Raw genomic sequence first — 25,037 nt, forward strand, 5'->3', positions numbered from 1 at the left:
ACGGATCGCGGTTCGACGCTGCCAACGACTCAGCTCCATAGGCACGGCGGCCCGGCCGGGCGGGCCAGGGCAGGCGACGGCGATCTGTGGCGCGATCGCCCCGCGCAGAGCGCCGGAGCGCGGGGCGGGCGCCATCGGGGTGGGTCGCGCTCGCGGGCGTACCGTCGGGGACGTGAGTGAGCGGGACGGCCGGGAGTGGCGGGAGCGGCAGCGGCAGGCGGTGCGGGCGCACGCCGACGCGGACGCGCGGCGGCGGGCCGCCGAGCAGGCGGAGGCGGCGGAGCTGGTGGCCTGGTTCGTGGCCGAGGCGACCCGGCGCGGGCTGCCGACCACCCGGTTGAGCGCCCGGGGGTACGACGGACGTGGGCGTTACCGGACCCGGCTGACCGGCTGGTACGTGGACCGGGCCGAGACCCGGGCGGTGGACGTGACCGGTCGGTTCCACCTGCTGACCGTGCCGGGCGGCCTGCGCGCCCGACTGTTCGGCGTCGACCCGGAGCCCAGTCCGGCGCCGATGGTCCTCGGGGCGGGCGGCCGGGACGGCGAGTCGATGCCCCTGCGGACCCTGCTCACCCGGCTACTGGGCGACGGGACCGGCGGGCCAGGTTCCACCACCAGAGCCGCTGCGCCAGGAGAGTGAGCAGCCCCGCCAGGACGATCGCGGACAGGTTGATCACCAGCTGGAGGGCTGACCCGGCCGCCTCGTCCCACACGCCGTAGGAGGCGGCGACCGCCACGTTCGCCGCGGCCGGGACGGTGGTCACCGAGATCAGCACCCCGACCAGGCTGCCCGACTTCTTCGAGGTCAACGAGAGCATGCCCGCCACGCCGGCGAGCAGGCCGACCACCCAGGAGAGGGCGTCCGGCCGCCAGATGAAGTCGGTCAGCGGTCGCTCGGCGAGCAGCATCTCCTTGCTGACCAGGCCGGCGGCGGTCAGCGCCCAGGTGCTCAGCGCTGTCGCCACCATGGCCGCCAGGAAGCCGACCACGAGGGCCTGCACCGACCGGCCGATCACCCCGAGCCGGAAGCGCAGCAGCGCCACGCAGAGAGCGGCGAGAGGGCCGAACTCCGGGCCGACCACCATCGCCCCGACGATGAGGATCGGCTGGTCCAGCAGCACACCGATGCCGGCGATCATGGTGGCCACCACGATCAGCACCAGGTAGGTGCCGGACAGCTCGGTCTGCTCACCGGTCTTCGCGGCGATCTCGTCCCAGACCACCGCGTCCGCGCCGCTGCCGGGGGCCCGGCGCGCGGCCTGGTCAGCCGCCGCCGAGATGGTCAACTCGACATCCTCGGCGGCGATGCCACCGCTGGTGTCCACACCGATCCGCTGCAACCCCTGGAACACCCGGTCGGCGCTCTCCCGCACCACGTCGCAGAGGATGAGATCACCCTGCGGCTGCCGGGCAGCGCCAGGAAGCACAGCCAGGTGGGTCACCCCCGCCTCGGCTGTCAGCAAGTCGACGACCTCGGTTGATCGGTCCGCCGGGACGATCACCCTCAGGTGCAGCACTCGTTCTCCCTGGTGTGGACGATTTGCGCTCGCGCGGGCGGCAGCACTCTACCGGCTGCGTCAGGTGGTTCGGCGAACCACGAGGGCCGATCGGGTTGATTTGGCGCAGAAATGGCGAAACCGCTCACGCGTGCTCATAGCCCTTGCTACAACCATTTTGGGCTTTTCTCATGACCGATCGGAGGCGTCGTCCGTGGACCTGATTCACCAACGTCCGCCCGTGGCGCCGCGCAGCGGTGGCCCGGCCGTGACCGATCCGGTCTTCCTCTCCCCTCCGGACATCGGTGAGCTGGAGGAGTCGTACCTGCTCCGGGCCATTCGTGCCGGCCGCTTCGACCCGGACGGGCCGGAGCTGGGCGCGTTCGAGCGGGAGGTCGCCGCGCGGGTCGGCGTCGGGCACGCGCTGGGGCTCGCATCCGGCACCGCCGCGCTGCACCTGGCGCTGGTCGCCGTCGGCGCCGGGCCGGGCAGCGTGGTGGTGGTCCCCACCCTCACGTTCGCCGCCACCGCGAACGCGGTCACCTACACCGGAGCCGAACCGGTCTTCGTGGACTGCGACGCGGCCACCGGCAACCTCGACGTCGACCTGCTGGCCGACCTGCTCGGTCGGCTCGCCGACGCCGGCCGCCGGGTCGCCGCCGTGCTGACCGTGGACATCAACGGCCGGTGCGTCGACTACGACCGGCTGTTGCCGCTCTGCGCGGCCACCGGTGTACCGGTGGTGGAGGACGCCGCGCAGGCGCTCGGCTCCACCTACCGGGGCCGGTGCGCCGGCACCTTCGGTCAGGTCGGGATCTACTCGTTCAGCCACAACAAGGTGATGACCACCTCGGCCGGGGGGATGCTGGTCTCCGACGACGCCGCGCTGGTCGCCCGGGCCCGACACCTGGCCACCCAGGCCCGCGAACCGGTGCCGCACTACGAGCACAGGGACGTCGGCTACAACTACCGGCTGAGCACACTGCTCGCCGCCCTCGGCCGGGCCCAGCTCGGCCGACTGGACACGATGATCGCCCGCCGGCGGGCCCTGCGGGACCGGTACGACCGGCTCTTCGCCGCCGTGCCGGGCACCCGGATCCTCGGTGCCGGCGACACGGGCTCGAACTGCTGGCTGACCTCGGTGGTCATCGAGCCGGAGCGGGCCGGCTGGCACGCCGGACAGCTCGCCGAGCACCTGGCCGGCCGGGGGGTGGAGAGCCGCCCGATGTGGAAGCCCATGCACCGCCAGCCGGTCTACGGCGACCGGCAGGTCGCCCTCACCGGGGCCGCCGACGAGCTCTTCGCCACCAGCCTCTCCCTGCCCAGCGGCTCCGCGCTCACCGACGACCAGGTGGACCGGGTGTTCGCGGCGATCACCGAGTTCCTGGACGGCCGTCGGTGAGCCGCCACGCCCAGCGTTACGACAGCGGCAAGCGCGTGCTGGACGTGATCGTGGCCGCCGTCGGGCTGGTCCTGGCCACACCGATCCTCACCGCGGTGGCACTGGCCGTCCTGGTCACCATGGGCCGGCCGGTGCTGTTCCGGCAGGCCCGACCGGGTCGGCACGGACGGCTGTTCCGGCTGGTCAAGTTCCGCTCGATGACCATCGGGGGCGAGGACGGCGCGCCGGCCAACGACGCCGCTCGGCTCACCCGCTTCGGCCGATGGCTGCGCACCACCAGCCTCGACGAGCTACCGCAACTGTGGAACGTGCTGCGCGGCGAGATGAGCCTGGTCGGGCCGCGCCCGCTGCTGCCGGCGTACCTCACCCGGTACACCCCGGAGCAGTTCCACCGGCACGACGTCCGTCCCGGCATCACCGGGCTCCAACAGGTGTACGGGCGCAACGCCCTGACCTGGGAGGAGCGCTTCGAGCTCGACGTGCGGTACGTGCGGACCCGCTCACTCCGGCTGGACCTGCGGATCCTGGCCCGCACGGTGTACACCGTGCTGCGTCGGGAGGGAATCACCGCGACCGGAGCGGCCACCGCGCACGAGTACCTCGGCTTGCCCGAACTGGCCTCCGCCGGCACGGGCCCGGCACGGGCGGGGCACCGGACGTGAGCGTGGACCTCGTCATCGTCGGCTGCGGCGGACACGGCCGGGAAGTGCTCGGCATCGTCCGGGCCATCAACGCCGCTGCCGACGCCGGCCCGGTGTGGCGGGTACGCGGTTTCGTCGACGATCAGCCCAGCGAGGTGAACCTGAAGCGGGTGCAGCGGCTGGACGTTCCGTTCCTGGGCAGCACCGCCCGACTCGCCGAGCAGCCCGCCGGCACGTACCTGGCGCTCGGCATCGGGGACCCGTCCGCCCGACGGACGGTGGACGAGCGGCTGGCGCCGTACCGGCTGCCGGCGGCGGTGCTGGTGCACCCGGACGCCACGGTCGGGCCGGACGCCGTCTACGGCGAGGGACTTCTCGCGTTCCCCGGTGCCAGGGTCACCACCAACGTCGCGCTGGGTCGGCACGTGCACCTCAACCAGAACAGTGCCGTGGCGCACGACTGCGAGGTGGGTGACCACGTCTCGGTCAATCCGCTGGGCGCGGTCTCCGGCGACTGCTGGCTGGGTGACGGTGTGCTGATCGGCGCGGGGGCGGTGGTGTTGCAGAAGCTGCGGGTGGGTGCCGACGCCACCGTGGGCGCCGGGGCGTGCGTGGTCCGGGACGTGCCGGCCGGCACCGTGGTCAAGGGAGTTCCGGCCCGGTGAACGCGGTCGACGCCACCGGCAGCCCCGGCTCGGGCCACCCGCTCGGCACCCGCCGGCTGCGCGTCGCGGTGCTGGTCAAGACCAACGCCGGTGGGATGTGGCTGCTGCCGCAGGTCGAGGAGCTGCGACACCGGGGGCACGAGGTGACCGTCGTGCTGCCCCCCGGGTCCGGCCGGCTCACCGACGAGCTGGAACGCCGTGGCCTCGAGGTGCTCGCGTCGCCGTACGACTTCACGCTGGGCCGCTCCGCGCCGCTCGGGCTGCTGCGGCTGCGCGCACTCCTGCGGCGGATGCGCCCCGACGTGGTGCAGTACCACCTGATCGCCTCGGCGTACGCCGTGCGGCTGGCCACCCTGGGCCTGCCGGTGCGCCGGGTGCACATGGTGGCCGGCCCGGCGTACCTCGAGTCCCGGCTGGTCCGGTCGGTGGAGCGGTTTCTGTGGCGGCTGGACGACGTCCTGATCTGCGGCTGCCGGTACGCCTCCGCGCGGTACGAGGAGCTGGGCTGCCCGCCGCAGCGGCGTCCGGTCGCCGTCTACGGGGTGGACACCGACTCGTTCAGCCCGGACGCCACCGGCCCGGACCAGCGGGCGAAGCTCCGCGCCGAGCTGGGCATCGACCAGGACGCGTTCCTGGCGGTGATGATCTCCCACGTCTATCCACCCAAGCGTCTCGTGCACGCCGGCCGGGGCGTGAAGGGGCACGACGTGCTGCTGGCCGCCTGGCGGACGTTTCGTCGCCGACAACCGGACGCGCACCTGCTGCTGGTTGGGGGCGGCTGGACGGCGGCCGGGGAGAGCTACCGGCGGCAGCTCAGCGAGCGTTTCGGCGTACCCGGTGATCCCGGGGTGACCTGGGTGGAGTCGGTGCCGGACGTCCGACCCTGCTACGCCGCCGCGGACGTCAGCGTCTCTCCGTCGCTCTGCGACGGCCCGGGCGCGGCGGTGGAGGCTGGCTCGATGGGCGTGCCGAGCATCGTGAGCGCGGCGGGCGGCCTGCCCGAGGCGGTCACCGAGCGCTCGGGCTGGGTGGTTCCGCCGGGTGATCCGACGGCGTTGGTGGACGCGCTGGGCGCCGCGTACCGCAACTGGGTCGGTGGCACGCTCACCCTGCGCGGCCGGCTGGCCCGCCGGCACGTGCTGACGTCCTTCGACGACCTGCGCGCGGCGGCCGAGGTGGCGGACATCGTCGAGGACGTGGCGGCCCGCCCGCATTGAGCACGACGGTGGCGGCCGGTGGCCGGTCCCGCCGGACCACCGACCGCCCTTGGTGGTGCCTCAGTGTCGGATGCCGGCCCAGTCGTGGTGCCGGCGCACGGTGGAGAGGATGAAGTCGACCACCCGCCGGGACGTGTCCGGCACCTGGTAGTCGACCGGGCAGGGCACTCCCTGTGCGGCGACCTGGGCCACCGTCACCTCGATGGCCTCGACCACGCCCTGCGGGTCGAGACCGGTCATGATGATGCCGCCGGCGTCGAGCGCCTCGGGGCGTTCGATCGACTCGCGCAGGGTCACGGCGGGGAAGCCGAGGATGGCGGCCTCCTCGCTGATCGTCCCGCTGTCGGACAGGGTGCAGTACGCCTTGGTCTGCAGGTGTACGTAGTCGAGCAGGCCGAACGGCTCATGGAAGGCGATGCCGTCCAGCGCGGTGGCGTCCGGTGCCAACGCCTCCAGCCGCTTGCGGGTGCGCGGGTGGGTGGAGACCAGCACCGGCAGGCCCCATCGGTCGCGTACGGCGACCAGGCAGTCGAGCAGTTGGCGGAGCCGCTCGGGGCGGTCCACGTTCTCCTCCCGGTGCGCGCTGACCAGGAAGTAGCGGCCCCGGTCGAGTTCCAGTTGGCGCAGGATGGCCGAGCTGGCGATGGGGCCCCGGTAGTGGTCGAGGACCTCGCGCATCGGTGAGCCGGTGTGCAGGATCCGGCGCGGGTGCAGGCCCTCGGCCAGCAGGTTGCGGCGGGCGTGTTCGGTGTAGACGAGGTTGAAGTCGGCCACGTGGTCGACCAACCGGCGGTTCGTCTCCTCCGGCACGTTGAGGTCGAAGCAGCGGTTGCCGGCCTCCATGTGGTAGACGGGCACCCGCATCCGGCGGGCCATCAGCGCGGCGATGCAGCTGTTGGTGTCGCCGAGCACCAGCAGCGCGTCCGGCCGCAGCTCGGCCAGCGCGGCCTCCATGCCGACCAGCACCCCGCCGAGCACCCGGCCCAACGAGGACGTGTCGACCCGGAGGAAGCGGTCCGGCTCACGCAGGCGCAGCTCCGTGAAGAACACCTCGGAGAGCGCCGTGTCCCAGTTCTGCCCGGTGTGCACGAGCACGTGGTCGACGGTCTCGTCCAACCTGCTGAGCACCCGCGACAGTCGGATGATCTCGGGGCGAGTGCCGACGACGGTCATCACCCGGGTCATGTGGTCTCCCTCCGCACACGGCTCACTGGACGCCCGCCGGCATCCGGTGCTCGACGTCGACCGGCTCGGGCCAGGTGTCCGGCCGCTCCGGGTCGAACAGCTCGTTGGTCCAGAAGAGGGTGAGCAGCTCGTCCGTGCCGGTGTTGGTGAGGTTGTGCGCCCACATGGTCGGCATGTCGATCACCACCGGTTCGTCGCCGCTCACCGGGAACCGGACGACCTCGGTGTCGCCGATCCGGCGCAGGCTGATCTCGGCGGTGCCACGCAGCACCACGAACCGCTCCACCTTGGCCAGGTGGAAGTGCTCGCCCCGGGTGATCCCGGGTCGGGTGGTGGAGCTGAAAGTCTGCCCCGTACCCCCGTGCGTCTTCACCGTCTCGACCAGCGCTCCCCGGGCATCGGCCCGGGTGGGCAGGGCGAGCGGGTAGTGCGCCGGAAAGCAGTGCGACCGGTAGGTGTTGAACAGCCGCACGTCGTGCCGGTCGCGCAGCGGCGGGATCTCGCCGGTGCGGTAGGTGCCGGCGTACGCGGCAAGCTGGTCGGCGAGGGCGCGGACCCCGATCCGCAGTGCCGGCATGGCCGGATCCCACGAGCCGCCTTCGGGCACCCCGGCCAGGCGGGCCGCCGCGTCGGTGACGTGGACCAGGTCCATCTCCCGGTCGCCGTGCACCTCCGGCTGGCCGCCCTCGGCGAGCACCCGGCAGAACGTGGCGACCGCCGAGTTGTACCACGGTCGGCCGTGCTCGCCGTAGAGGTTGGGCAGCAGCAGGTCGTCGAGGGGCACACCGCTGGCGCCGAGGATGGCGGCCGCGGTGGCCTTCGCGTCGCCGTACAGGGTGCCGTTGCCGGCCTGCACCGAGTTGGCGTAGACCACCTTGGCCGGCGGCTCCGCGCAGGCCCGCAGGCCGTTGGCGAGTTGGGCGGCGAGCTGGACGTTACCGGCGGCCACGTCGGCCGGCTCGCCCCGGTTGACCCCGGCCAGGTGCAGCACCCGGTCCACTCCGGCGACCTTCTGGGCGACCACCGCCGGGTCGGCGAGGTCGGTGCGGCTGATCACCGTCGGTGCGGGCCAGCCGAGGGCGTGCAGCAGGACCCGCACGTGCCAGCCGACGAAGCCGCCCGCGCCGGTGACGGCGAGCCTCAGCATGCGAGGGCCGGGTCGCGCAGGGCCAGCTCCGCCCGGATCTCGGGCAGCGTCTTCAGCAGCTCCACCACCTCGGGTACGCCGAGCCGGGTCGCGTTGGCCGAGTTGAAGTCCTCGGGGGGCACCTCACCCAGCTCGCCCTCGGAGACGTACAGCGCGTAGTTGAGGTCGCGGGCGTCCAGCGGCACCCGGAAGAAGTCGCCGAAGTCGTCGGCCTGGGCCAACTCCTCCCGACTCGCGAGGGTCTCGTGCCACTTCTCGCTGTGCCGTACGCCGATCACCTCGAGCTTGAACGGCACGCCGAAGAGCTGGCACACCGCTTCGGCGAGGTCGCTGATCGTGCAGGCGGCGGCCTTGCGGATGAACACGTCGCCGGGCCGCGCGTTGTGGAACGCGTGCTCGACGAGGTCGACCGAGTCGGCGAGCGACATCAGGAACCGGGTCATGGTGGGGTCGGTGACCGTGGGGGCCTGGCCGGCCTTGATCTGCTCGATGAAGAGCGGAATCACCGAGCCGCGGGAGTACATGACGTTGCCGTACCGGACGCAGGACACGGTGGTCGCGCTGTTGGGGTTGTTCCGGGAGTACGCCTGGGCGACCTTCTCCATGAGCGCCTTGCTCATGCCCATCGCGTTGACCGGATAGACGGCCTTGTCGGTGCTGAGCACCACCACCGAGCTGACCCCGTTCTGCGCGGCGGCCTCGACCACGTTGCCGCTGCCGAGGATGTTGGTGCGGACCGCTTCGAGGGGGAAGAACTCGCAGGACGGCACCTGCTTGAGCGCCGCCGCGTGGAAGACGAAGTCGACGCCCCGGGTGGCGCGCAGCACGGTGTCGATGTCGCGGACGTCGCCGACGTGGTAGCGGACCCGCTCGTCGCCGAGGGCCCGCCGCATGGCCTCCTGCTTGGCCTCGTCCCGGCTGAGGATCCTTACCTCTCCGACGTCTCGGGCGAGGAGTCGCCGCGCCATGGTCTGTCCGAACGATCCGGTTCCACCGGTGATCAACACCCGACGGCCCGCGGTCTTCACGCTCATTGATTCTCCCGTCCGCCGCCAGGCGGAAGCCCCGCCGGATACGGCATTCGGGTCAACGAGGCCTCTGAGCACCGGATACGCCGTTTGGGCTGAAACACACCAAACAAGATGCTAATGGCCAGTAAGCACGTGACCGGACATCCAGGAGACGGTCTGCTCCAGCCCGGAGCGCAGGGCCACCGGACGCACCGACGGGAACAGCTCCCGCAGCCGGGAGCAGTCGGCCTGCGAGTCGCGGACGTCACCCGGGCGCGGCGGCTCGTGCACCACGGGCAGCGGTCGGCTGAGGATGTCCTCCAACTCGGCGATCAGGTCGAGCAGGGAGATCCGCGCGCCGAAGGCGAGGTTCACCACGTCGGTGGTGGTCACCCGACGGACGATCGCGTCGACGATCACCGAGGTCACGCTGCCGACGAACGTGAAGTCGCGGGTCTGCCGGCCGTCGCCGTGCACCCGCAGCGGCTCGCCAGCGAGCGCGGCCGTGACGAACCGGGGCAGCACGGCCGCGTACGCGTGGTGCGCCGCCTGCCGGGGACCGAACACGTTGAAGAACCGGAACGGCAGCACGGGCAGGCCGTAGCAGGCGGAGTAAGCGACGGCGTACGCCTCGGCGGCCAGTTTGGAGACCGCGTACGGCGAGACCGGGACCGGGCGCAGTCCCTCCTGCCGGGGCAGCACCGGGTTGGCGCCGTACACCGACGAGGAGGAGGACAGGATCACCTGCCGTACGCCGTGCCGGCGGGCCGCCTCCAGCACCATCAGCGTCCCGGTGGCGTTGGCGTGGTGGCTCTGCAGTGGTTGGTCGATGGAGCGCGGCACCGAGCCGAGCGCGCCCAGGTGCACCACGCTGGCCGCGCCGGCGAGCGCGTCGTCCAGCAGGTCCGGGTCGAGCACGCTGCCCTGGAACAGGCGGGCCGGCAGCCCGTCCAGGTTGTCCAGCAGCCCGGTGGAGAGGTCGTCGACGATTACCACCTCGCTCACCTGCGGAACCTCGCCGAGCGCCCGTACGAGGTTCGCGCCGATGAAGCCGGCACCCCCGGTCACCACTACCTTCAACGTGTCTCCCCGGTCGGTCCGGCCCCCGGCCGACCCGGCGGCACGATGCCAGCCCGGCGAGCCTGAGGACGTGGCCGCGCGGCGACCACAGTGGGACAACGACGGCTCTAGCCACAAGTCACGTGAAACGGACCGGACGTCGCGTGTCTTTCGATCCCGTCCGCCCGTTGTCCGCCCTGATGGGCGAGTCGAGGTCGACGGGAGCGCCGAGCGCATGCGAATCGGACTGATCAGTCAGTGGTACCCGCCGGAGAGCACCTTCGTGCCGGGTCAGCTCGCCGCGGAGCTGGCCCGTCGGGGGCACGAGGTCCGGGTGTTGACCACCTTCCCGAGCCTGCCGCTCGGACGGACCTACCCGGGCTGGCGGCAACGCTGGAACCACCAGGCAACCAACCGCGGGGTGACCGTGCGCCGGGTGCCGGCGTACCCGAGCCACGACCGGTCCGGCCTGCGCCGGGCGGCCAGCTATCTCTCCTTCGCCGCCACCAGCACGGTGGCCGCGCTGCGCTACCTGCGCGGCGTCGACGCGATCTACGTCTACCACCCGCCACCCACCTCGTACGTCCCCGCCGGGCTGCTGCGTACGCTGCGGGGCGTCCCGGCGGTCCTGCACGTGCAGGACCTGTGGCCCGAGTCGGTCACGGCGTCCGGGATGGCCCCGTCGGGGCTCGCCGGGCGGGCGCTGGACGTGATCCTCAGCGGCACGATGCGCCGCATCTACCGGCGGTGCGCCGGGGTCGCGGTGATCGCGCCGGCGATGGCCGAGCAGTTGGTCGAGCGAGGCGTCGATCCAAGCGCGCTACGCACCGTCTTCAACTGGACCGACGAGGTGCTGTTCCGCCCCGTACCGGCGACCGACGAGGCCCGGGCGACGATCGGCCACCGGGGCCGGACCACGGTGATGTTCGCCGGCAATCTGGGGTTGCTGCAGGGTGTCGACGTGGCGATCCGGGCGGCGGCGGCCGTGCCGGACGCGGTGGACCTGGTCTTCGTGGGCACCGGACTGGGCGCGGAGCAGGCCCGCAAGCTCGCGGACGAGTTGGGCGCGGGCAACGTCCGGTTCCTCGGTCAGCGTCCGGCCGCCGAGATGGCCGAGCTGTACGGCGCTGCCGACTACCAGCTCGTCATGCTGCGCGACCTCCCGTGGCTGCGCGGGACGGTGCCCTCGAAGTTGCAGGCCGCGCTGGCCTGCGGCGCGCCGATACTGATGTCCGCCGACGGCGACGCCGCCCGACTGGTGGAGACCGGCGGCGCCGGGCTGGTCTGCCCGCCGGACGACTGGCGGGCGCTGGCCGAACAGTTCACCGCTGCCGCCCGGGTGCCCACCGACCAGCGGCTCGCGATGGGCCGCCGAGGCCGCGAGCTCTACCTGGACCGGATGTCCCTGCGTGTGGGTGTGGACCAACTCGAGGACATGCTCGCCAAGGCCATCATCCGAGGCCGCGCCTGATGCGACAAACCGTCAGCACCACGTTTTTCCGACATCGGGCGAAAAACAGTTATATTGCTCATGCCCCGCCTAGGCTCGTTGCGGCACGGTCCGGCGGCCGCCGGACGGATCACCGTACGGCGGGAGGAGAGCCTGTGGCGCAGCGGCCCGGGGCAGTCGAGTCCACCATGGATCCGCCGGTAGGTCCCTCGGCGGGCCCGCCTGCGGGCTCGTCGCCGATCGGCTCGCTCCGCATGCCGGGCGTCCCGGCGCAGGGGCTCGTCGCTCCCCGGTGGAACCTGGCCGGGCTCGGCGTGCTGCCGATCTGCGTCGCCGCCGCGCTCGCCCCGGCCAACCCCAACCTCGTGTTCGCCGGTGGGCTCTGGCTCGCCGCCCTCGCCCTGTTGACCAGTGGTCGCATCCCCCGCATCGGGCCGGCCGACTACCTGGCCCTGCTGATCTGCTGCTGGGCCAGCACCACACTCATGTGGAGCCGCGACGTCGAGAGCAGCCAGATCGCCGTACGGGCCTGGTGGACCGTCGCCCTGCTGCTGATCGCCGCACGACACGTGTTGTCCACCCGACGCCGGCTACTCCTGGTCGCCGGGTCCTTCCTCGGCGGCGCCCTCTGGGCGGCGGTGCAGCTGATGCTGGTCCGGGACAGCGCGGAGGCGGACCCGACTCCGGCGCTGCGCACCTCCCTCGACGGCGTGGGCGTCAACTACACCGCCTACTGCCTCGTCACGGCGGTGCTGGTCAGCCTCCTGCTGCTGGTGGTCCGGCCCGGCAACCGGCTGGTTCGCGTCGCGCTGTGGCTGCTGCTGCCGGTGTTCGTCTACGCGACCACGCTGACCGGGACGCGGGCCAGCCTGATCGCCCTGACCGCCGTCGCGGTCTATCTGATCCTCAGCCGCCTGGCCGTACGCACCTGGGTCCTCGCCGCGCCCGCCGCGGTCATCCTTCTGACCGCCGTACCGTTCGGGCACCTGGCGCAGCACCCGCCGCAGTGGCTGGAGAACCTGTTCGACCGGCCACTCGACGACCTCTCCGGGCGGCTGGCCGTCTGGCCGATCGCCGAGGCGTCGTTCTGGGAGTCACCGGTGGTCGGCATCGGTGCGGGCGCCTTCCCGAGCACCAACCCGTACTACGAGGTGGGTGCGCACACGTTGCTGCTCACCCTCGGCAACGACGTGGGCCTTCTCGGGATCGGCCTGTTCGTGGCGCTGATCGGCTTCCTCCTGCGCGGCGCAGCCCCGGGTCAGGGCCGTCGTCATGGGCTTTTGGTGGGCGCTCTGATCGTCGCGTGGACGCCGATCTGGCTCAGCGGCCACTGGGAGATCTCGCCGGCGGCCTGGCTGGTGCTGGCCATCTGGTCCCGACTGCCGGTGGCGCTGCCCGTCCGGCCTCCGGCCCACCGGCAGCGCCGGCGGGTCGGCGTCGACAAGCGACGGCACCTCGGCCCCGAGCGTGCCGTCAGGATGCCGTCAGCAACGACGCGCTAGCTCCTGTCCCCGCGAACGGTGCGCCTCGATCCCGGCTGGCCGGCCCGGATGTTTGCCCTTTGCTCTGCTTCAACGGACGCAACGACAAGAGGCCGTCCGTGTTGCGCCGGGTGAAGCAGAGCAAAGGGCGCGCGACAGTGATTCGGGGGGACGGGGACCGGACCGGTGCGGAAAGGAACGTCGACCCTGTTCAGCCGGCCCGTTCCGGCTGGACGGTGCCGGCGCTGACCGGGGCGGTGGGCCGACCACCGAGCCCGGTCAGACCGGCGAGGAAGTCGCGCATCCTGCGGCCCTGGGCGGCCGGGTTCCGGGTCTCCCGGACGAAGCGCGCCCCACCGGCCCCGAGGGCGTGAGCCTCCCGCTCGGAGAGGCTCAGCACCCGATCGATCGCCGTGCGCAGGCCGTCGACGGTGTCCGGTTCGGCGAACGACAGCCAGGGCGTGTAGTCCGCCGGGATGCCCGGCAGCCGGGTGCTCACCACCGGTACGCCGGTGGCGAGGTACTCGATGATCTTCGAGGGGAACGACCAGCGGACGAAGTCCTGGTCGACCGGGCGCGGGTTCACCAACACGCTCGCTCGGGCCAGCCGGGGCAGCAACTCGGCCCGGGGCAGCAACTCGGGAGGCGCGATGCGCCGGTCCAGGGCAGCCTGGTCGCGCAGCCAGTTCGCCAGCTCACCGCGCCCGTACACGAACAGCCGCAGGTCGTCACTGGATAGGCCGCGGAACGCCTCGACCAGCCGGTCGACGCCGTAGGCGCGGCTGAGTCCACCGGCGTACACGATGTCCCGGGTCGCCGCGGTGTCCGCGGGTGCGTCGCCTCCCGGATCCGGCGCGTAGATCCCCTCCATGACCAGTCGCGGGCGACCGGGCGCGAAGTCGTCGGCGAGCGCGGGGGTCAGCGCGATCACCCCGGAGCAGCGCGCGAGGGCCGCCCGGACCAGCGCCACGTCCAGCCCGCGCAGCAGCCGCACCACCCGGCCGTCGGTGGGCAGCGCGACGCCCGGCGGGTCGGTGAGCACCGGGACCACCCGGACGCCCGCGCGCCGGGCCCACAGCGCGCCGAACCACAGGAAGGGCGAGTGCACGCCGTGGATCAGTAGTACGTCGGTCCCACCGTCGCGCAGGGCGCGACCGCCGGTTCGCCAGGCGGCCAGGAACCGCGTGACGTGCTTGAGGCCGAGCAGGTTCACGAACGCCAGCAGTTGACCGTCCACGTCGTCCTGCCGGAACCGGCCCGCACGGAAGCGGACCTGGCGGTTGCCCGGCCAGCTCGACACCGGCGCCGCGGAGAGCAGGTGCACCGGGCAGCCGGCGGCGCGCAGACTGCGGATGAGACTCCAGGCGAAGGTGTGGGTCTGGGTGGGCATGATGGTGTCCCGGGCGATGATCTCGGCGAGCAGCTCGTCGGTCACGGTGAAGCCCAGCAGGGTGACCCGGGGGCTGCGTTCCGGTGGCACCGCTCACTCCCCGATCAGGCGCTCGTAGACGCGGTCGAGGGAGCCGAGCATGACGTCGAGGCTGTAGCCGTCGGCCACCACCTTGCGGCCCAGGCCCCCGACGTGGCGCCGCTCCGCCGGGTCGTCGAGCAGCGGCGTGAGCGCCGCGGCCAGGGCGTCCGGGTCGCCGGCCGGCACGAGCCGGCCGCCGCCGGAGCGCAGCACCTCCACGTTGCCACCCACCGCCGACGCGACCACCGGCAGTTCGTGCGCCATCGCCTCCAGCAGGGCGTTGGAGAGGTTCTCGTGCAGGGTCGGGAAGACGAAGAGGTCCGCCGCGGCGAGCAGGTCCGGCACGTCGAGCCGGTTGCCGAGCAGCCGCACCTCGACTCCGCCGGCAGCGCCGGCCTCGGTCAGGGCGGCCGTGATGCCGGCCCGGTCGGGTCCGTCGCCGGCGACCAGCAGCACCCGCCGGGCGGGCGGCGGCAGCCGGCGGGCGGCGGGCGGCGACAGCCGGCGCAGCGCGTCGGCGAGCACGCCGAAGCCCTTCTCCCAGGTCAGCCGGGACACCGCGATCATGGCGACGTCGTCGATGTGCAGCCCCAGGTCGGCACGGACGCGGTCCCGGGCCACCCGTGGGTGTGGCGGTAGCGGTACCCCGTTCGGGATCACCCCGACGAATTTCCCGCCCAGGTCGCGGAGGAAGTCCCGGCCGGCGGCGTACTCGCAGACGGTGCCGACGTGGGTGGCCAGCCGCAGGGTTACGGGCTCGGCCCCGTACACCAGCAGTCGGCGCCGCAAGGCCCGGCCGGGCTGGCGCAGATCGCGCACCGTGCCGTGCACGGTGACCAGGATCCGGGGACAGCCGGCCAGACGGGCGGCGAGCACCCCGTGGAAGCCCTCGTTCTGCAAACCGCGCACGTGCACCAGGGCTGGGCGGACGCGCCGCAACAGCCGCACCCACTCGCGGAGCAGCGGCACGTTCAGAGCGCCGTTGCCCGCGCTCTGGTGCATCCGGACGAACTCGTACCGGTCGGCCAGGGGTGAGTCGAGCACCCGCTGCACGGCGGTCAGCGGCCCGTTGGCGCCGGGGGCACCGGCCGAGTGTTGCACCACCACCGGTCGGTCCACGACGAGACGCTGCATGACCCTCCACTTCGACGGCGGCTCGGCAACGACCGGATCTCGTCGTGCCGACAGCACCACGTACGGTAACTCCGGCATAAGCCGCGAAGCGCCGACACGCCGAGGGCCGCGCCTGGTTACGCGGCGGCTGGCGGCTCGATCTCCACGGCCCGGTGGCGGCCCTGGTGCCCCTCCACCAACGCACGGCGGTAGCCGACGACAGCGGCCGGCAGCACCGTCAGCCCGTACGTCGCGGCCGAGGCCAGCGCCACCCCGGGCAGGCCCACCCGGCCGGCCAGCACGATCTTCAGGGGTACGGCCACCAGCAGGCACGCCGCCCAGCCGACGAACTGGGGCCGGAGCAGACCGATGCTGTTCTGCACCATGAACAGCGGAGACGCGACGGCCAGCAGCACCGACCACACCGCGAGCGCGGCGAACAGCGAGCGCGGCACCGGCGCGAGGTCGGCCGAGCGCACCCAGAGCCGCAGCACGTCGTCGCCGACGAACACGAGCGCCAGCCCGGGTAGGGCGACCACCGTGGCGGACAGGTACACCATTCGGGGGGTGGTGCGCCGTACCCACGCCAGGTCGCCGCGCGCCAACGCTTCACCGTTGGCCGGCCAGAGCGGCATGTTGACCAGCGTGACGAAGAGCGTCAGCAGGGCGAACACCCGCAGCACCACCGCGTACGTCGCTGCCGCGGGCAGCCCGAGCAGCCGGCCGATCAGGAAACCGTCGAGGTTGAGCACCACCGAGGTGAGCAGGGACAGCAGGAAGAACCGCGCGCCCAGTCGAAGCAGGTCCCGGGCGACCGGCACCCGCACGTCACCGACGCGGGGGCGCAGGTCCCGGTCCTGCCAGCTGAAGTAGCAGAGCGAGTTGGCCAGGTTGACCACCGGCACCGCGAGCACGGCGGCGGCGATGACCAGCACCTGATCGACCCCACCGGCGACCGCCGCGTAGACGAGGGCCACCGAGACGAGGCTCCCGCCGGCCTGCCAGAGGTTGCTCTGCGCCACCTGCTGCTGGGCGTACTGGACGCGCTGGATCAGCGCCAGGGGGATGTTGACCAGGAAGGCGCCGAAGCAGAGCAGGACCACCGGTCGGGCGTCGGCGGCCACTGCCGGGTCCGTGGCGTTCAGCAGCCCCGGCCAGGGCACCCAGGGCGTGGTCACGAACAGCGCCGCCAGCAGCAGCACGGCCAGGGCGCCGAGCATGGCGTACGCGCTGGAGATCTCCCGGGCCGCCGCCCGCCGTTCGCCGGTGCCGTGCAGCCGGGCCAGCCGGGTGAGCAGACCGTTGCCGAGCCCGAAGTCGGCGAAGAGCGCCATGCCGGTCAGGGAGGTGACCGCCATCCAGAGGCCGTACCGCTCGGCGCCGAGGCTGCGGAACGCCAGCGGGGTGATCAGCAACGGCGCGACCAGGCCGACCAGCTTGCCCGCCAGCGACGTGGCGATGCCGATGACGAGCCGCCGGCCCCGGGACTTCCGGACTCCGGAATCGAGGGCGCGGGGCGCCCCGGCCGCGGGTGACTTCCGACCGACCGGGGTCGGAGTGGGCACCGGCCAGTGGGCGGCGGCGGAGCCGGGGGTGGGGGCGGGCCACTGCCCGGTCGCGGCGTGGACCGGCGCGTGGCCGGTCACGGCCACACCCCGGCGCTCAGTCGTCGCATGCCGTCCCGCCTCCAGCGCCCGGTTGGCGATTAAACCCGTCCCGTTGCGGATAGTACCCGGCCCATAACTGAGCGCTCAGAAGGCCGGAGGCGCGCGTCTTACCTGGCCGACACGGAGCGGCGTCGGCGTACGTCGTCGACAGTGGAACTAGACTTAACGTCCATAGCTGCCGCATAACCTCAAACACCCCAGAGAGGCAGAGTATGGGCGAGCCCGCCATTACCGGCAAGACGCCACTGCTGATGGCGCTCGCCGCGTACCGGTTTCCGCATGGCGATGCGATGTCCAACCGGCTACTGCAACTCGCCCGGTCCGCCACCCCGCCCGGAGGCGTCACCCTGGTGGTCAACGACTGGCCCGAGGACGGGACGTGTCCGCCCACCGCCCCGGACCTGCCGCCCGGCGTACGGCTGATCACGCTGCCTCGCCGTCGCATCGGCGGCGGGGTGCTCGGCCGTTGGCTGCACCGGCGGACCCGTCCGCTGCGAATGGTGGCCGCGTTGCGCCGCGCCGGCGTCCGCCGCCGCGAGCTGACCGGCGTGTACCTGCCTCTCGGCCTCTGGGACCTGCTCACCTGGGCGGTCCTGCGGGTGGTGGTGCCCTGCCCGGTAACCGTGGACGTGTTGGAGCGGCACGACCCGGCGCAGTTTCCCCGGGGCCGGCTGACGCCCTACTTCATCCGGCACCGGTGGTCGTCGTTCCTGGCCGGTCGGCTGGCCGGCCGGATCATCGCCATCTCCGAGGCGTTGGAGCGGCATTTCGTCCGCCGGGGCCGACCGACGCTGCTGGTGCCGCCACAGGTGGACTGCGCCGACTACCCCGATCCCGCACCGCCCTCGCTCGACGACGGGCTGCGGCTGCTCTACGCCGGCTCCGCCGGACCGAAGGATCAGCTGGCCGTGGTGCTGGCGGGCATCCGTGGCCTGCCCGCCGCCGATCGGTCCCGGGTGCACCTGGTCATCGCCGGAATCAGCCGGGACCAGGCCGACAGCCTTTCCGACCTGGGCGACCTCACACTGGGCGACCTCGACGACCAGGTCAGCTTCCTCGGGCGGGTCCCGCGCGAACGGGTGCTCGCCGAGCTGCGCCGGTCGCACTTCTCGGTGCTGGTCCGGCCATCCGCCGGGTACGCGCAGGCGGGCTTCCCCTCCAAGGTGCCGGAGAGCCTGGCCGCCGGCTGCCCGGTGCTGCTCAACCACACCAGCGACCTCGCCCGGTACGTGGTCGACGGTCGGGAGGGGATCGTGCTGGCCGGTCCCACCGAGGTGGACGTCAGGGACGGGCTGGCCCGGGCGCTGGCCCTGCGCGACGCGGACTGGTGGGCGATGAGCCACGCGGCCCGCGAGCGGGCCTACTGCTTCGACTACCGGGCCTGGACGCCGGTGGTCAGCGGTTTCGTCTGCGCCGTCGACCGCGGCACCGGGACCTCGGCCAGGCTGGACAGCTCGGCCTCGCTCAGCCGCCGGTCCGCCGGGTAGAGCTGCCGCTCGTGGGCGAGGATCGTCTCGACCGGCCACCGCAGCCGGATCACCCGGGCCGGGTTGCCGGCGGCCACCGCGTACGGCGGGACTGAACGGGTCACCACCGCGCCGGCGCCGATCACCGCCCCCCGGCCGATCGTGACCCCGTGCAGGATCACCGCCCGGGTGCCCACCCAGACGTCGTCTCCGATAGTCACGCCCCGGTCGTGGGTGTCGTCGCCGGGCTCCTTGCCGACCGCGATCATCGGCCGGCCGACCTGATCGATGCGGTGGTTGCCGCCCCGGATGGTCACCTCGGGACCGAACATGACGTTGTCGCCGATCCGGATCCGGGCGCGGGTGGCCATCAGGATCGGCCGGTACCCGAGGTCGACATTGCGGCCCACCTCGATCGTGTGGCAGGTGTAGACGCCATCGGGGTCGAAGGTGAAGTTGTCGCCCCGGGCAGCGAACCGGCCGGCCAGGGCGAGGCCACGGATGGCGCGACGGGCCCGGGAGCCGGAACACAGGAGACGGTCCAGCGCCACGACCACCGGCCGGAGGAGCGCACCGGGACGGTGCGCGCCGACCCGCATCAGGAGCCCGCTCGCGGGCCGGTCTGTTCCGGCACCCCGTAGATCTGCCGGATCACCGCCGCCTTCTCCGCCGCGGGCAGGTGCCCGCAGCGCAGTGAACGGGCCTGCATGCGGGCGAGATAGTCGTCCGTGGTCCGGACCACCCGGGCCGGAACTCCGGCCGCGACGCTGTTGTCGGGGATGTCGCGGGCCACCACCGAGCCGGCGCCGATGACGCACCGGTTGCCGATCGTCACCCCCGGCAGGATGGTCGTCCGCACTCCGAGGTAGACGTCGTTGCCGACCACGATCGGAGCGGTCCACTCCAGATCGGGCACCTCCTTGCGGAGGATCAGCGTGCCGCCGTCATGCGTGACGAACTGCACCCCGGCGGTGACGTAGACGTTGTCGCCGAGGGAGACGAGCCACGGCTCGGAGCCGAACATCGCCCGGTCGACGCCGTAGAACCGGACCCGGCCCCGCAGGTCGACGCCGAGGGAGCGCGCGAAGCCCTCCGGGTCCCGGGCTGCCGCTCGACGATCACGAAGAGCCGTGTGTAGCGCACGTACCGTGCCCAGCATTCGTATCACTGACTACACCTTTGTCATGAAATGAACAGACCGAGGGTAGCCGTCCCCGTCGCCCGAACGGGTCAAGACCCGCCGACAGGCCGCAGGGCACCGCGAAGCCGCCGGGCCAATCATCACGACTATGGCCATTCCAGGCTTTTACCCTGATGATGCCTGCTAATACTCTTACACGGCTTTTGTCCATTATCAAGGAGGGCGCACCGCCCGATGAGCGACACCGTCCACCTCTCGTCACCCGACATCGGCCCGCTCGAGGAGTCGTACCTCGTCGCCGCCCTGCGCTCGGGCTGGGTCGCGCCGGTCGGCCCGGACCTCCTCGCCTTCGAACGCGCGGTCGCCGAGCGGGTCGGCACCGGCGGTGCCGTCGCCGTCAACTCCGGTACCGCCGCTCTGCACCTGGCCCTGCTCGGCGTCGGGGTCGGCCCCGGCGACGTGGTCATCGTGCCCACCCTCACCTTCATCGCGACCGCCAACGCGGTCCGGTACATCGGCGCGCGTCCGGTCTTCGTGGACTGTGACCCCCGGACCGGCAACGTGGACGTCGACGTCGTCGACGAGCTGGTGCGACGTTTGCGCTCGCGCGGCGAGCGGGTCGGCGCGATCATCCCGGTGGACATGTTCGGCAGCTGCGCCGACTACACGCGGTTGACCCCGGTCTGCGCCGAGGCCGGGATCCCCCTCGTGGAGGACGCCGCCGAGGCGCTCGGCGCGAGCCATCGCGGCCGCCCGGCCGGGTCTTTCGGACGGGTCGGCGCGCTCTCCTTCAACGGCAACAAGATCATGACCACGTCCGGCGGTGGGATGCTCGTCTCCGACGACACGGCGCTGCTCGCCCGAGCCCGACACCTCGCCACCCAGGCCCGGGAACCAACGCCGCACTACGAGCACCGCGAGACCGGCTACAACTACCGGCTCAGCAATCTGCTGGCCGCGCTCGGTCGGGCCCAGCTCGTCCGGCTGGACGGGATGATCGCCCGACGACGGCAGCTCCGCGACCAGTACGCGAAGGTCTTCGCGCCGGTGCCCGGTGTCGAACTGGTTGGCGCGGAGGACGCCGACTCGAACTGCTGGCTCACCGTCATCACCGTCGACGAGGAGCAGTGTGGCTGGCGGGCCGCCGACCTGGCCGCCCACCTGGCGACGCGCAGCATCGAGACGCGGCCCGTCTGGAACCCGATGCACCGTCAGCCGGTCTTCGCCGGCGCGGAGAGCCTGCTCACCGGGGCAGCCGACCGGCTCTTCGACCACGGACTCGCCCTGCCCAGCGGCAGCGCGCTGACCGAGCCGCAGGTCGGGCAGGTGTTTGGAGCGATCGACGACTTCCTGGCCCGACGCGCCGTGGTCGGGGCGGCATGAGCACCCACCGCCGGGGTGCCGACGACCGACCACTGCGCATCCTCCAGGTGACGAGCACGGCCGTCGGCGGTGACTGGTTCCACGATCAGGTGACCGGCCTGGCCCGGCTGGGCCACGAGGTGTGCGCGGTCGTACCGGGCGAGGGCCCGCTCACCGCCCGACTGCGATCAGCCGGGGTGCGCACCGAGATCGTGCCGATGTCGGGTTGGCGCCCGCGGCAGCTTCCCCGGGTCGCGGCGGCCCAACTGCGTCTCGTCCGCCTGATCAGGCGCTTCAAGCCGGACGTGGTGCACGGCCACCTGGTGAAGGCCAACATCGCCTGCCGACTGGCCAACCTGGCCGCTGGCCGGCCGCTGCTGGTCAACCAGATCGCCGGCACCGTACATCTGCGGAGTCCGCTGTTGAGCCGCATCGACCACGCGACCCTGCCCCGGGTGGACGTCCTCATCGGGTCGTGCCACGCGTTCGCCGAAGAGTACCGACGCATGGGCGCCCGGGCGGTGACGGTCAGTCACTACGGGTGCGACGTGCACCGGCTCGACCCGAGCGCGAGCGGGGAGCCCTTCCGCGCGGAGTTCGGACTGGCCCCCGGTACGCCCACCGTCGGGATGCTCGCGCACCTGTACCGCAGCCGACTGCAGGCGTTCCAGGACATCGGCTTCAAGGGCCACGAGGTCTTCCTCGACGCGGCGCCGCGCCTGTTGCACCGGGTACCGGAGGCCCACCTCTTCGTCGTCGGCGACGAACTGTCCGGTGACGTGGGCTACCGCCGCGACCTGGAGGAGCGCGCCGCCCGGCTGGGGGTGGCCGAGCGGGTGCACTTCACCGGCCGGCGGAACGACGTGCAGAACGTGCTGGCCGGCCTCGACGTGGCGGTCACACCGTCGCTCGAGGAATCCGCGTCCTACGCCACCGTCGAGGCGCTGTTGATGGAGCGGGGCGTGGTGGCCAGCGACGTCGGCGGGCTGCCCGACACCGTGCAACACGGCGAGAGCGGCCTGTTGGTGCCACCGGCGGACCCGGGCGCGCTGGCCGACGCGGTCGTCGACCTGCTGACGGATCCCCAGCGCCGGGCCGCGATGGGCCGCCTCGGCCGCAGCCGTTGCCTGCAGCTCTTCGACATCGAGCGAACGGTCGCCACCGTCGAGGCGATCTACCGGGCGGCGCTCGCCGGTCGCCGCCTGCCGCAGCTCGGCCGCGTGCCGGAAGTGGTCCAGTGACGGCCGCTCCCCCAGCCGAAACGGACGTGCCAGCACGCTCCTCCGACAGCGACGTCTCGGCCGCCGCCGCCGGATCGGTCGGGTCCAGGATCCTCCTCCTGGCCATCAGTCTCGCGACGGGCGTGCTGGCCGCCCGGGTGCTCGGCCCGCACGACCGGGGAGTGGTGGCGGTCGTGCTCGCCTGCGCCTCGATCTTCGGGGCCCTCCTCAGCCTGGGAATGGAGACGGGCAACCTCCGGTATGCCGGCGGATCGGGCGCGGCCCATCGTCGGACGGTGTGGCGCACCCTTCGGCACGTCGGATCGGTCGGCGTCGGCGCGGCGACCGCCTGGGGGGTGCTGGCCGTGCTGGTCGGGCCGGCGGTCCGATTCGGACTGGACCCAGTCACCTTCGGCCTCACCCTGGCCCTCGGCCCCGTGGTGCTGCTCTCCGCCCTGCTCGGCACGGCGGAGATCGGCCGTAGCCGAGCCTCGGTCTACAACATGACCGTCATCGGTGGGCTGGTCGTGTACGGCCTGCTGCTCGCCGTCCTGGCGGGGGTCGGCCGCGCCGAGACCGACACCGTCATCGGCGCGTACCTCGTGGGGCAGGCGAGCGGCGCGCTGGTGCTGCTCGTCCGCGCGCTGCCGCTGGACCGCGACCCCGGCCCACCCCGGGACGCCACGGCGTACTGGTCGTTCTCCCGTCGGGCCTACGCACCCAACCTGGCCCAGTTCGCGATGGTGCGCAGCCAGGTGCCCACCCTCCACCTGCTGGCCGGTGCCGGTGCCGTCGGCGTCTACTCCGTGGCGGTGCCGTTCGCCGAGATGCTCCTGGTGCTCCCGGTGGCGCTCAGCCTCATCCTGGTGCCGGCGGTCGCGCACGGCGGCGCCGACTGGCACACCGTCCGCAGGATGTCGATGCGAACGCTGCTCATCACGGCCGCCGGGGCGGCGCTGCTGGCCGCAGGCGCCCCGCTCGTCTTCCCGCTGCTCTTCGGGCCGCAGTTCGCCCCGGCGGTACCGGTGCTGTGGGCGATGCTGCCCGGCCTCATCGTGCTCGCGGTGGCCCGTACGGCGCAGAGCTATCTGACGGCCCTCGACCGGCCCGGCCCGACGACCCTGGCGGCCGTCAGCGCCACCGCCGCCGGGCTGCTCGCCATGGTCCTCCTGACCCCCCGCTTCGGCGCCCCGGGAGCGGGCCTCGCCGTGTCGGCGGGATACACCCTCTACGGCCTGGTCGTCGGTTGGGCCTTCCTCGGGTGCCGGCCGGACCGCCACCCGCGGCGGGACACGACCAGCGGCGAGACCCACCGGACCGGCCGCCGGGCGTCACCGGGGACGCGGGATCGCGTACGCCTACGGTTTGCGCCCGCACGGGCCGGCGTGATGATCGCCGGCACGGCGGCCGGTGTGGTCCTCGCCGGCACGGCGGCCGGCGTGGTGACGGTCCAGGACACCACGCTCCTGCTCCGGTTGGCCGCCTTCGCCCTGCTGGTGCTGGTCATCGCCCGGCCCGGAATCGGCCTCTACTGCGTCGCCGTGGCGGTACCGGCGTCACAACTGCCCCTCGACGTGGCACCGACCACCACGCACCTGCTCACGCTGATCCTCTGCACCGTGATCGGTACGTTGCTCAACGGCCGGCTGGCCCGTCGGGGCGCTCCCGCCATCCTCATCGTGGCCGGCCTGACCTGCCTCCTTGCTCTCGGTGTGACCACCGGCAACCAACCCGACCAGGCGTTCCGCTCGGTTGCCGCGATCGCGATACCGCTGGCCTGCATACCGCTGGTCGACAGCGCCCGGACCCGGTCCCGGCACGTTCTCCTCGTGTTCGCCGCCGCCGCTGCCGCGGTCGGTCTGGTCCACGCCCGACTCGCGCTCATCGGGGTGCCCGCCCTCGTGAAGGAGAACCCCGACGTCGCGGACTCGCTGAGCAGCTTGAACCACAACACCTGGGGCCCGATGTTGCTGTTGGCGCTCGCCGTCCTGCTGGGCGGGATCCGGTCGGGCATGTCCCGCGCGGCGCGTGCACTGACCGTCGCCGGGACCATCGCCGTGATCGTCAGTGTGGTCCTGTCCTACAGCCGTTCGACGTACGTTGGCGGGGCTCTGCTCCTGCTCTGCTTCGTGATCCAGCGCCGGCGCACGGTGGCCCTCGCCCTCACCGGGATGGTCGTCGTCATCACCGTCGGCCTGACCGGAATCCAGCTGGTGCCCGACGGTGTGGCCGAGCGGATCTCCTATACCACGGTGGACGGGCGGCTCGACAGCTCCAGCAGCGTCCGTCTCGACCTCTGGGCAAGCGCCCTACGGATGGCCGCCGACCATCCTCTCGTCGGCGTGGGCTTCCAGAACTTCCGCGCTCACCTGCCGGCGTACTTCCAGCCCGAGGTCACCGGGTCGGTGGTCGACGTGCAGCTCGCCAATCTCAACCACGCGCACAACACCTACCTCACGGTGCTGTCCCAGACCGGGCTCGTCGGTGCTCTGCTCGTGGGTGGGCTGCTGTTTCTCGTGATCCGCCAGGTCCGTCGGCGACTGCGCGCCGGCGACCCGACAGCGGATGCGGCGGTGCTCGGCATGGTCGCGGTCGGGGCGTGCAGCCTGTTCGGAGAGCCGCTGCTCACCCTTCCGGTGCTCATCCCGTTCGTGCTCCTGCTGGCCATCGCCACCAGACGCCCGCGGACCGAGCCCGGCGAGGCACCCGACAGTCGCCCTGCCCGGCCGCGGCAGCCGGTGCGGCAGAGCCGACCGGTTCCGGCCCCCGGCCCGGGAGCCCAGGACGCCGGCCGCAGCCGGGCGAACGTCGACAAGGTGCTGATCTGACTGTGGAGGAGTCCGA

General features: G+C 72.6%; 21 protein-coding genes. 11 read left to right on the forward strand and 10 right to left on the reverse strand.

Annotated elements, in window-relative coordinates; genetic code table 11:
• Positions 1-172: 172 nt before the first annotated feature.
• Positions 173-640, forward strand: coding sequence for a hypothetical protein (locus V6V47_RS12440; RefSeq protein WP_334628305.1), 468 nt, complete (start codon positions 173-175; stop codon positions 638-640).
• Here the strand turns inward: V6V47_RS12440 and V6V47_RS12445 are convergent.
• Positions 570-1,463 carry a DUF389 domain-containing protein gene (locus V6V47_RS12445; protein ID WP_334628307.1) on the reverse strand — a complete coding sequence of 298 codons (894 nt, stop codon included), beginning with the start codon at positions 1,461-1,463 and terminating at the stop codon, positions 570-572. The two genes, V6V47_RS12440 and V6V47_RS12445, sit on opposite strands and share 71 nt — an antisense overlap.
• Positions 1,464-1,737: 274 nt before the next feature.
• Here V6V47_RS12445 and V6V47_RS12450 point away from each other — a divergent pair, with 274 nt between their 5' ends.
• Genes V6V47_RS12450 through V6V47_RS12465 form a run of 4 tightly spaced genes read left to right on the forward strand, consistent with a single transcriptional unit; the run spans position 1,738 to position 5,421 of the window.
• Positions 1,738-2,898 carry a DegT/DnrJ/EryC1/StrS family aminotransferase gene (locus V6V47_RS12450; RefSeq protein ID WP_334628308.1) on the forward strand — a complete coding sequence of 387 codons (1,161 nt, stop codon included), beginning with the start codon at positions 1,738-1,740 and terminating at the stop codon, positions 2,896-2,898.
• The gene (locus tag V6V47_RS12455) at positions 2,895-3,560 is read left to right on the forward strand and encodes a sugar transferase (protein ID WP_334628309.1); all 666 of its coding nucleotides are present in this window, start codon (positions 2,895-2,897) and stop codon (positions 3,558-3,560) included. Before V6V47_RS12450 ends, V6V47_RS12455 begins: the two co-directional genes overlap by 4 nt.
• Positions 3,557-4,204 carry an acetyltransferase gene (locus tag V6V47_RS12460; RefSeq protein ID WP_334628310.1) on the forward strand — a complete coding sequence of 216 codons (648 nt, stop codon included), beginning with the start codon at positions 3,557-3,559 and terminating at the stop codon, positions 4,202-4,204. Before V6V47_RS12455 ends, V6V47_RS12460 begins: the two co-directional genes overlap by 4 nt.
• Positions 4,201-5,421, forward strand: coding sequence for a glycosyltransferase family 4 protein (locus tag V6V47_RS12465; RefSeq protein ID WP_334628311.1), 1,221 nt, complete (start codon positions 4,201-4,203; stop codon positions 5,419-5,421). Before V6V47_RS12460 ends, V6V47_RS12465 begins: the two co-directional genes overlap by 4 nt.
• Before the next feature lie 60 nt (positions 5,422-5,481).
• Here V6V47_RS12465 and wecB read toward each other — a convergent pair whose 3' ends face one another.
• The 4 genes from wecB to V6V47_RS12485 form a co-directional block, all read right to left on the reverse strand.
• The gene (wecB, locus tag V6V47_RS12470; RefSeq protein WP_334628312.1) at positions 5,482-6,606 is read right to left on the reverse strand and encodes a non-hydrolyzing UDP-N-acetylglucosamine 2-epimerase; all 1,125 of its coding nucleotides are present in this window, start codon (positions 6,604-6,606) and stop codon (positions 5,482-5,484) included.
• Positions 6,607-6,628: 22 nt separating this feature from the next.
• Positions 6,629-7,753, reverse strand: coding sequence for a polysaccharide biosynthesis C-terminal domain-containing protein (locus V6V47_RS12475; RefSeq protein WP_334628313.1), 1,125 nt, complete (start codon positions 7,751-7,753; stop codon positions 6,629-6,631).
• Positions 7,747-8,787, reverse strand: coding sequence for a polysaccharide biosynthesis protein (locus tag V6V47_RS12480; RefSeq protein WP_334628314.1), 1,041 nt, complete (start codon positions 8,785-8,787; stop codon positions 7,747-7,749). The genes V6V47_RS12475 and V6V47_RS12480 overlap by 7 nt, the downstream gene beginning before the upstream one ends.
• Before the next feature lie 111 nt (positions 8,788-8,898).
• Positions 8,899-9,834, reverse strand: a complete 936-nt coding sequence (locus tag V6V47_RS12485; RefSeq protein WP_334628373.1) for an NAD-dependent epimerase/dehydratase family protein — start codon at positions 9,832-9,834, stop codon at positions 8,899-8,901.
• Between the two features lie 223 nt (positions 9,835-10,057).
• Here V6V47_RS12485 and V6V47_RS12490 point away from each other — a divergent pair, with 223 nt between their 5' ends.
• Both V6V47_RS12490 and V6V47_RS12495 read left to right on the forward strand, forming a co-directional pair.
• Entirely contained in the window at positions 10,058-11,293 is a 1,236-nt protein-coding gene (locus tag V6V47_RS12490) for a glycosyltransferase family 4 protein (protein ID WP_334628315.1), read from the forward strand.
• Between the two features lie 233 nt (positions 11,294-11,526).
• Positions 11,527-12,774, forward strand: a complete 1,248-nt coding sequence (locus V6V47_RS12495) for an O-antigen ligase family protein (RefSeq protein WP_334628316.1) — start codon at positions 11,527-11,529, stop codon at positions 12,772-12,774.
• 190 nt (positions 12,775-12,964) lie between these two features.
• Here the strand turns inward: V6V47_RS12495 and V6V47_RS12500 are convergent, their stop codons facing one another.
• The 3 genes from V6V47_RS12500 to V6V47_RS12510 all read right to left on the reverse strand — a co-directional run bounded on the left by V6V47_RS12500 (position 12,965) and on the right by V6V47_RS12510 (position 16,983).
• On the reverse strand, positions 12,965-14,233 hold the full coding sequence (locus tag V6V47_RS12500; RefSeq protein WP_334628317.1) for a glycosyltransferase family 4 protein: 1,269 nt from the start codon (positions 14,231-14,233) through the stop codon (positions 12,965-12,967).
• A gap of 3 nt (positions 14,234-14,236) precedes the next feature.
• Positions 14,237-15,358: a glycosyltransferase family 4 protein gene (locus V6V47_RS12505; RefSeq protein ID WP_334628318.1), complete on the reverse strand. Its 1,122-nt coding sequence runs from the start codon at positions 15,356-15,358 to the stop codon at positions 14,237-14,239.
• A gap of 116 nt (positions 15,359-15,474) precedes the next feature.
• Positions 15,475-16,983 (reverse strand): lipopolysaccharide biosynthesis protein, encoded by a 1,509-nt coding sequence (locus V6V47_RS12510; RefSeq protein WP_334628319.1) that lies wholly within the window; start codon positions 16,981-16,983, stop codon positions 15,475-15,477.
• 233 nt (positions 16,984-17,216) lie between these two features.
• On the opposite strand from V6V47_RS12510, the gene V6V47_RS12515 reads away from it, so the two are divergent.
• A complete protein-coding gene (locus tag V6V47_RS12515; RefSeq protein ID WP_334628321.1) occupies positions 17,217-18,491 on the forward strand; it encodes a glycosyltransferase in 1,275 nt (424 codons plus the stop codon).
• Here the strand turns inward: V6V47_RS12515 and V6V47_RS12520 are convergent.
• Entirely contained in the window at positions 18,377-19,069 is a 693-nt protein-coding gene (locus V6V47_RS12520; RefSeq protein ID WP_334628323.1) for an acyltransferase, read from the reverse strand. The two genes, V6V47_RS12515 and V6V47_RS12520, sit on opposite strands and share 115 nt — an antisense overlap.
• Positions 19,069-19,629, reverse strand: coding sequence for an acyltransferase (locus V6V47_RS12525; protein ID WP_334628374.1), 561 nt, complete (start codon positions 19,627-19,629; stop codon positions 19,069-19,071). The genes V6V47_RS12520 and V6V47_RS12525 overlap by 1 nt, the downstream gene beginning before the upstream one ends.
• Positions 19,630-19,845: 216 nt before the next feature.
• Between V6V47_RS12525 and V6V47_RS12530 the strand changes: the two genes are divergently transcribed.
• Genes V6V47_RS12530 through V6V47_RS12540 form a run of 3 tightly spaced genes read left to right on the forward strand, consistent with a single transcriptional unit; the run spans position 19,846 to position 25,021 of the window.
• Positions 19,846-20,994, forward strand: a complete 1,149-nt coding sequence (locus V6V47_RS12530; RefSeq protein WP_334628325.1) for a DegT/DnrJ/EryC1/StrS family aminotransferase — start codon at positions 19,846-19,848, stop codon at positions 20,992-20,994.
• The gene (locus tag V6V47_RS12535) at positions 20,991-22,214 is read left to right on the forward strand and encodes a glycosyltransferase (protein ID WP_334628326.1); all 1,224 of its coding nucleotides are present in this window, start codon (positions 20,991-20,993) and stop codon (positions 22,212-22,214) included. Before V6V47_RS12530 ends, V6V47_RS12535 begins: the two co-directional genes overlap by 4 nt.
• Positions 22,215-22,240: 26 nt before the next feature.
• Entirely contained in the window at positions 22,241-25,021 is a 2,781-nt protein-coding gene (locus V6V47_RS12540; RefSeq protein ID WP_334628328.1) for an O-antigen ligase family protein, read from the forward strand.
• Positions 25,022-25,037 lie beyond the last annotated feature (16 nt).

It is taken from the genome of Micromonospora sp. CPCC 205539 (assembly GCF_036906815.1).
Classification (GTDB): Bacteria; Actinomycetota; Actinomycetes; order Mycobacteriales; family Micromonosporaceae; genus Micromonospora.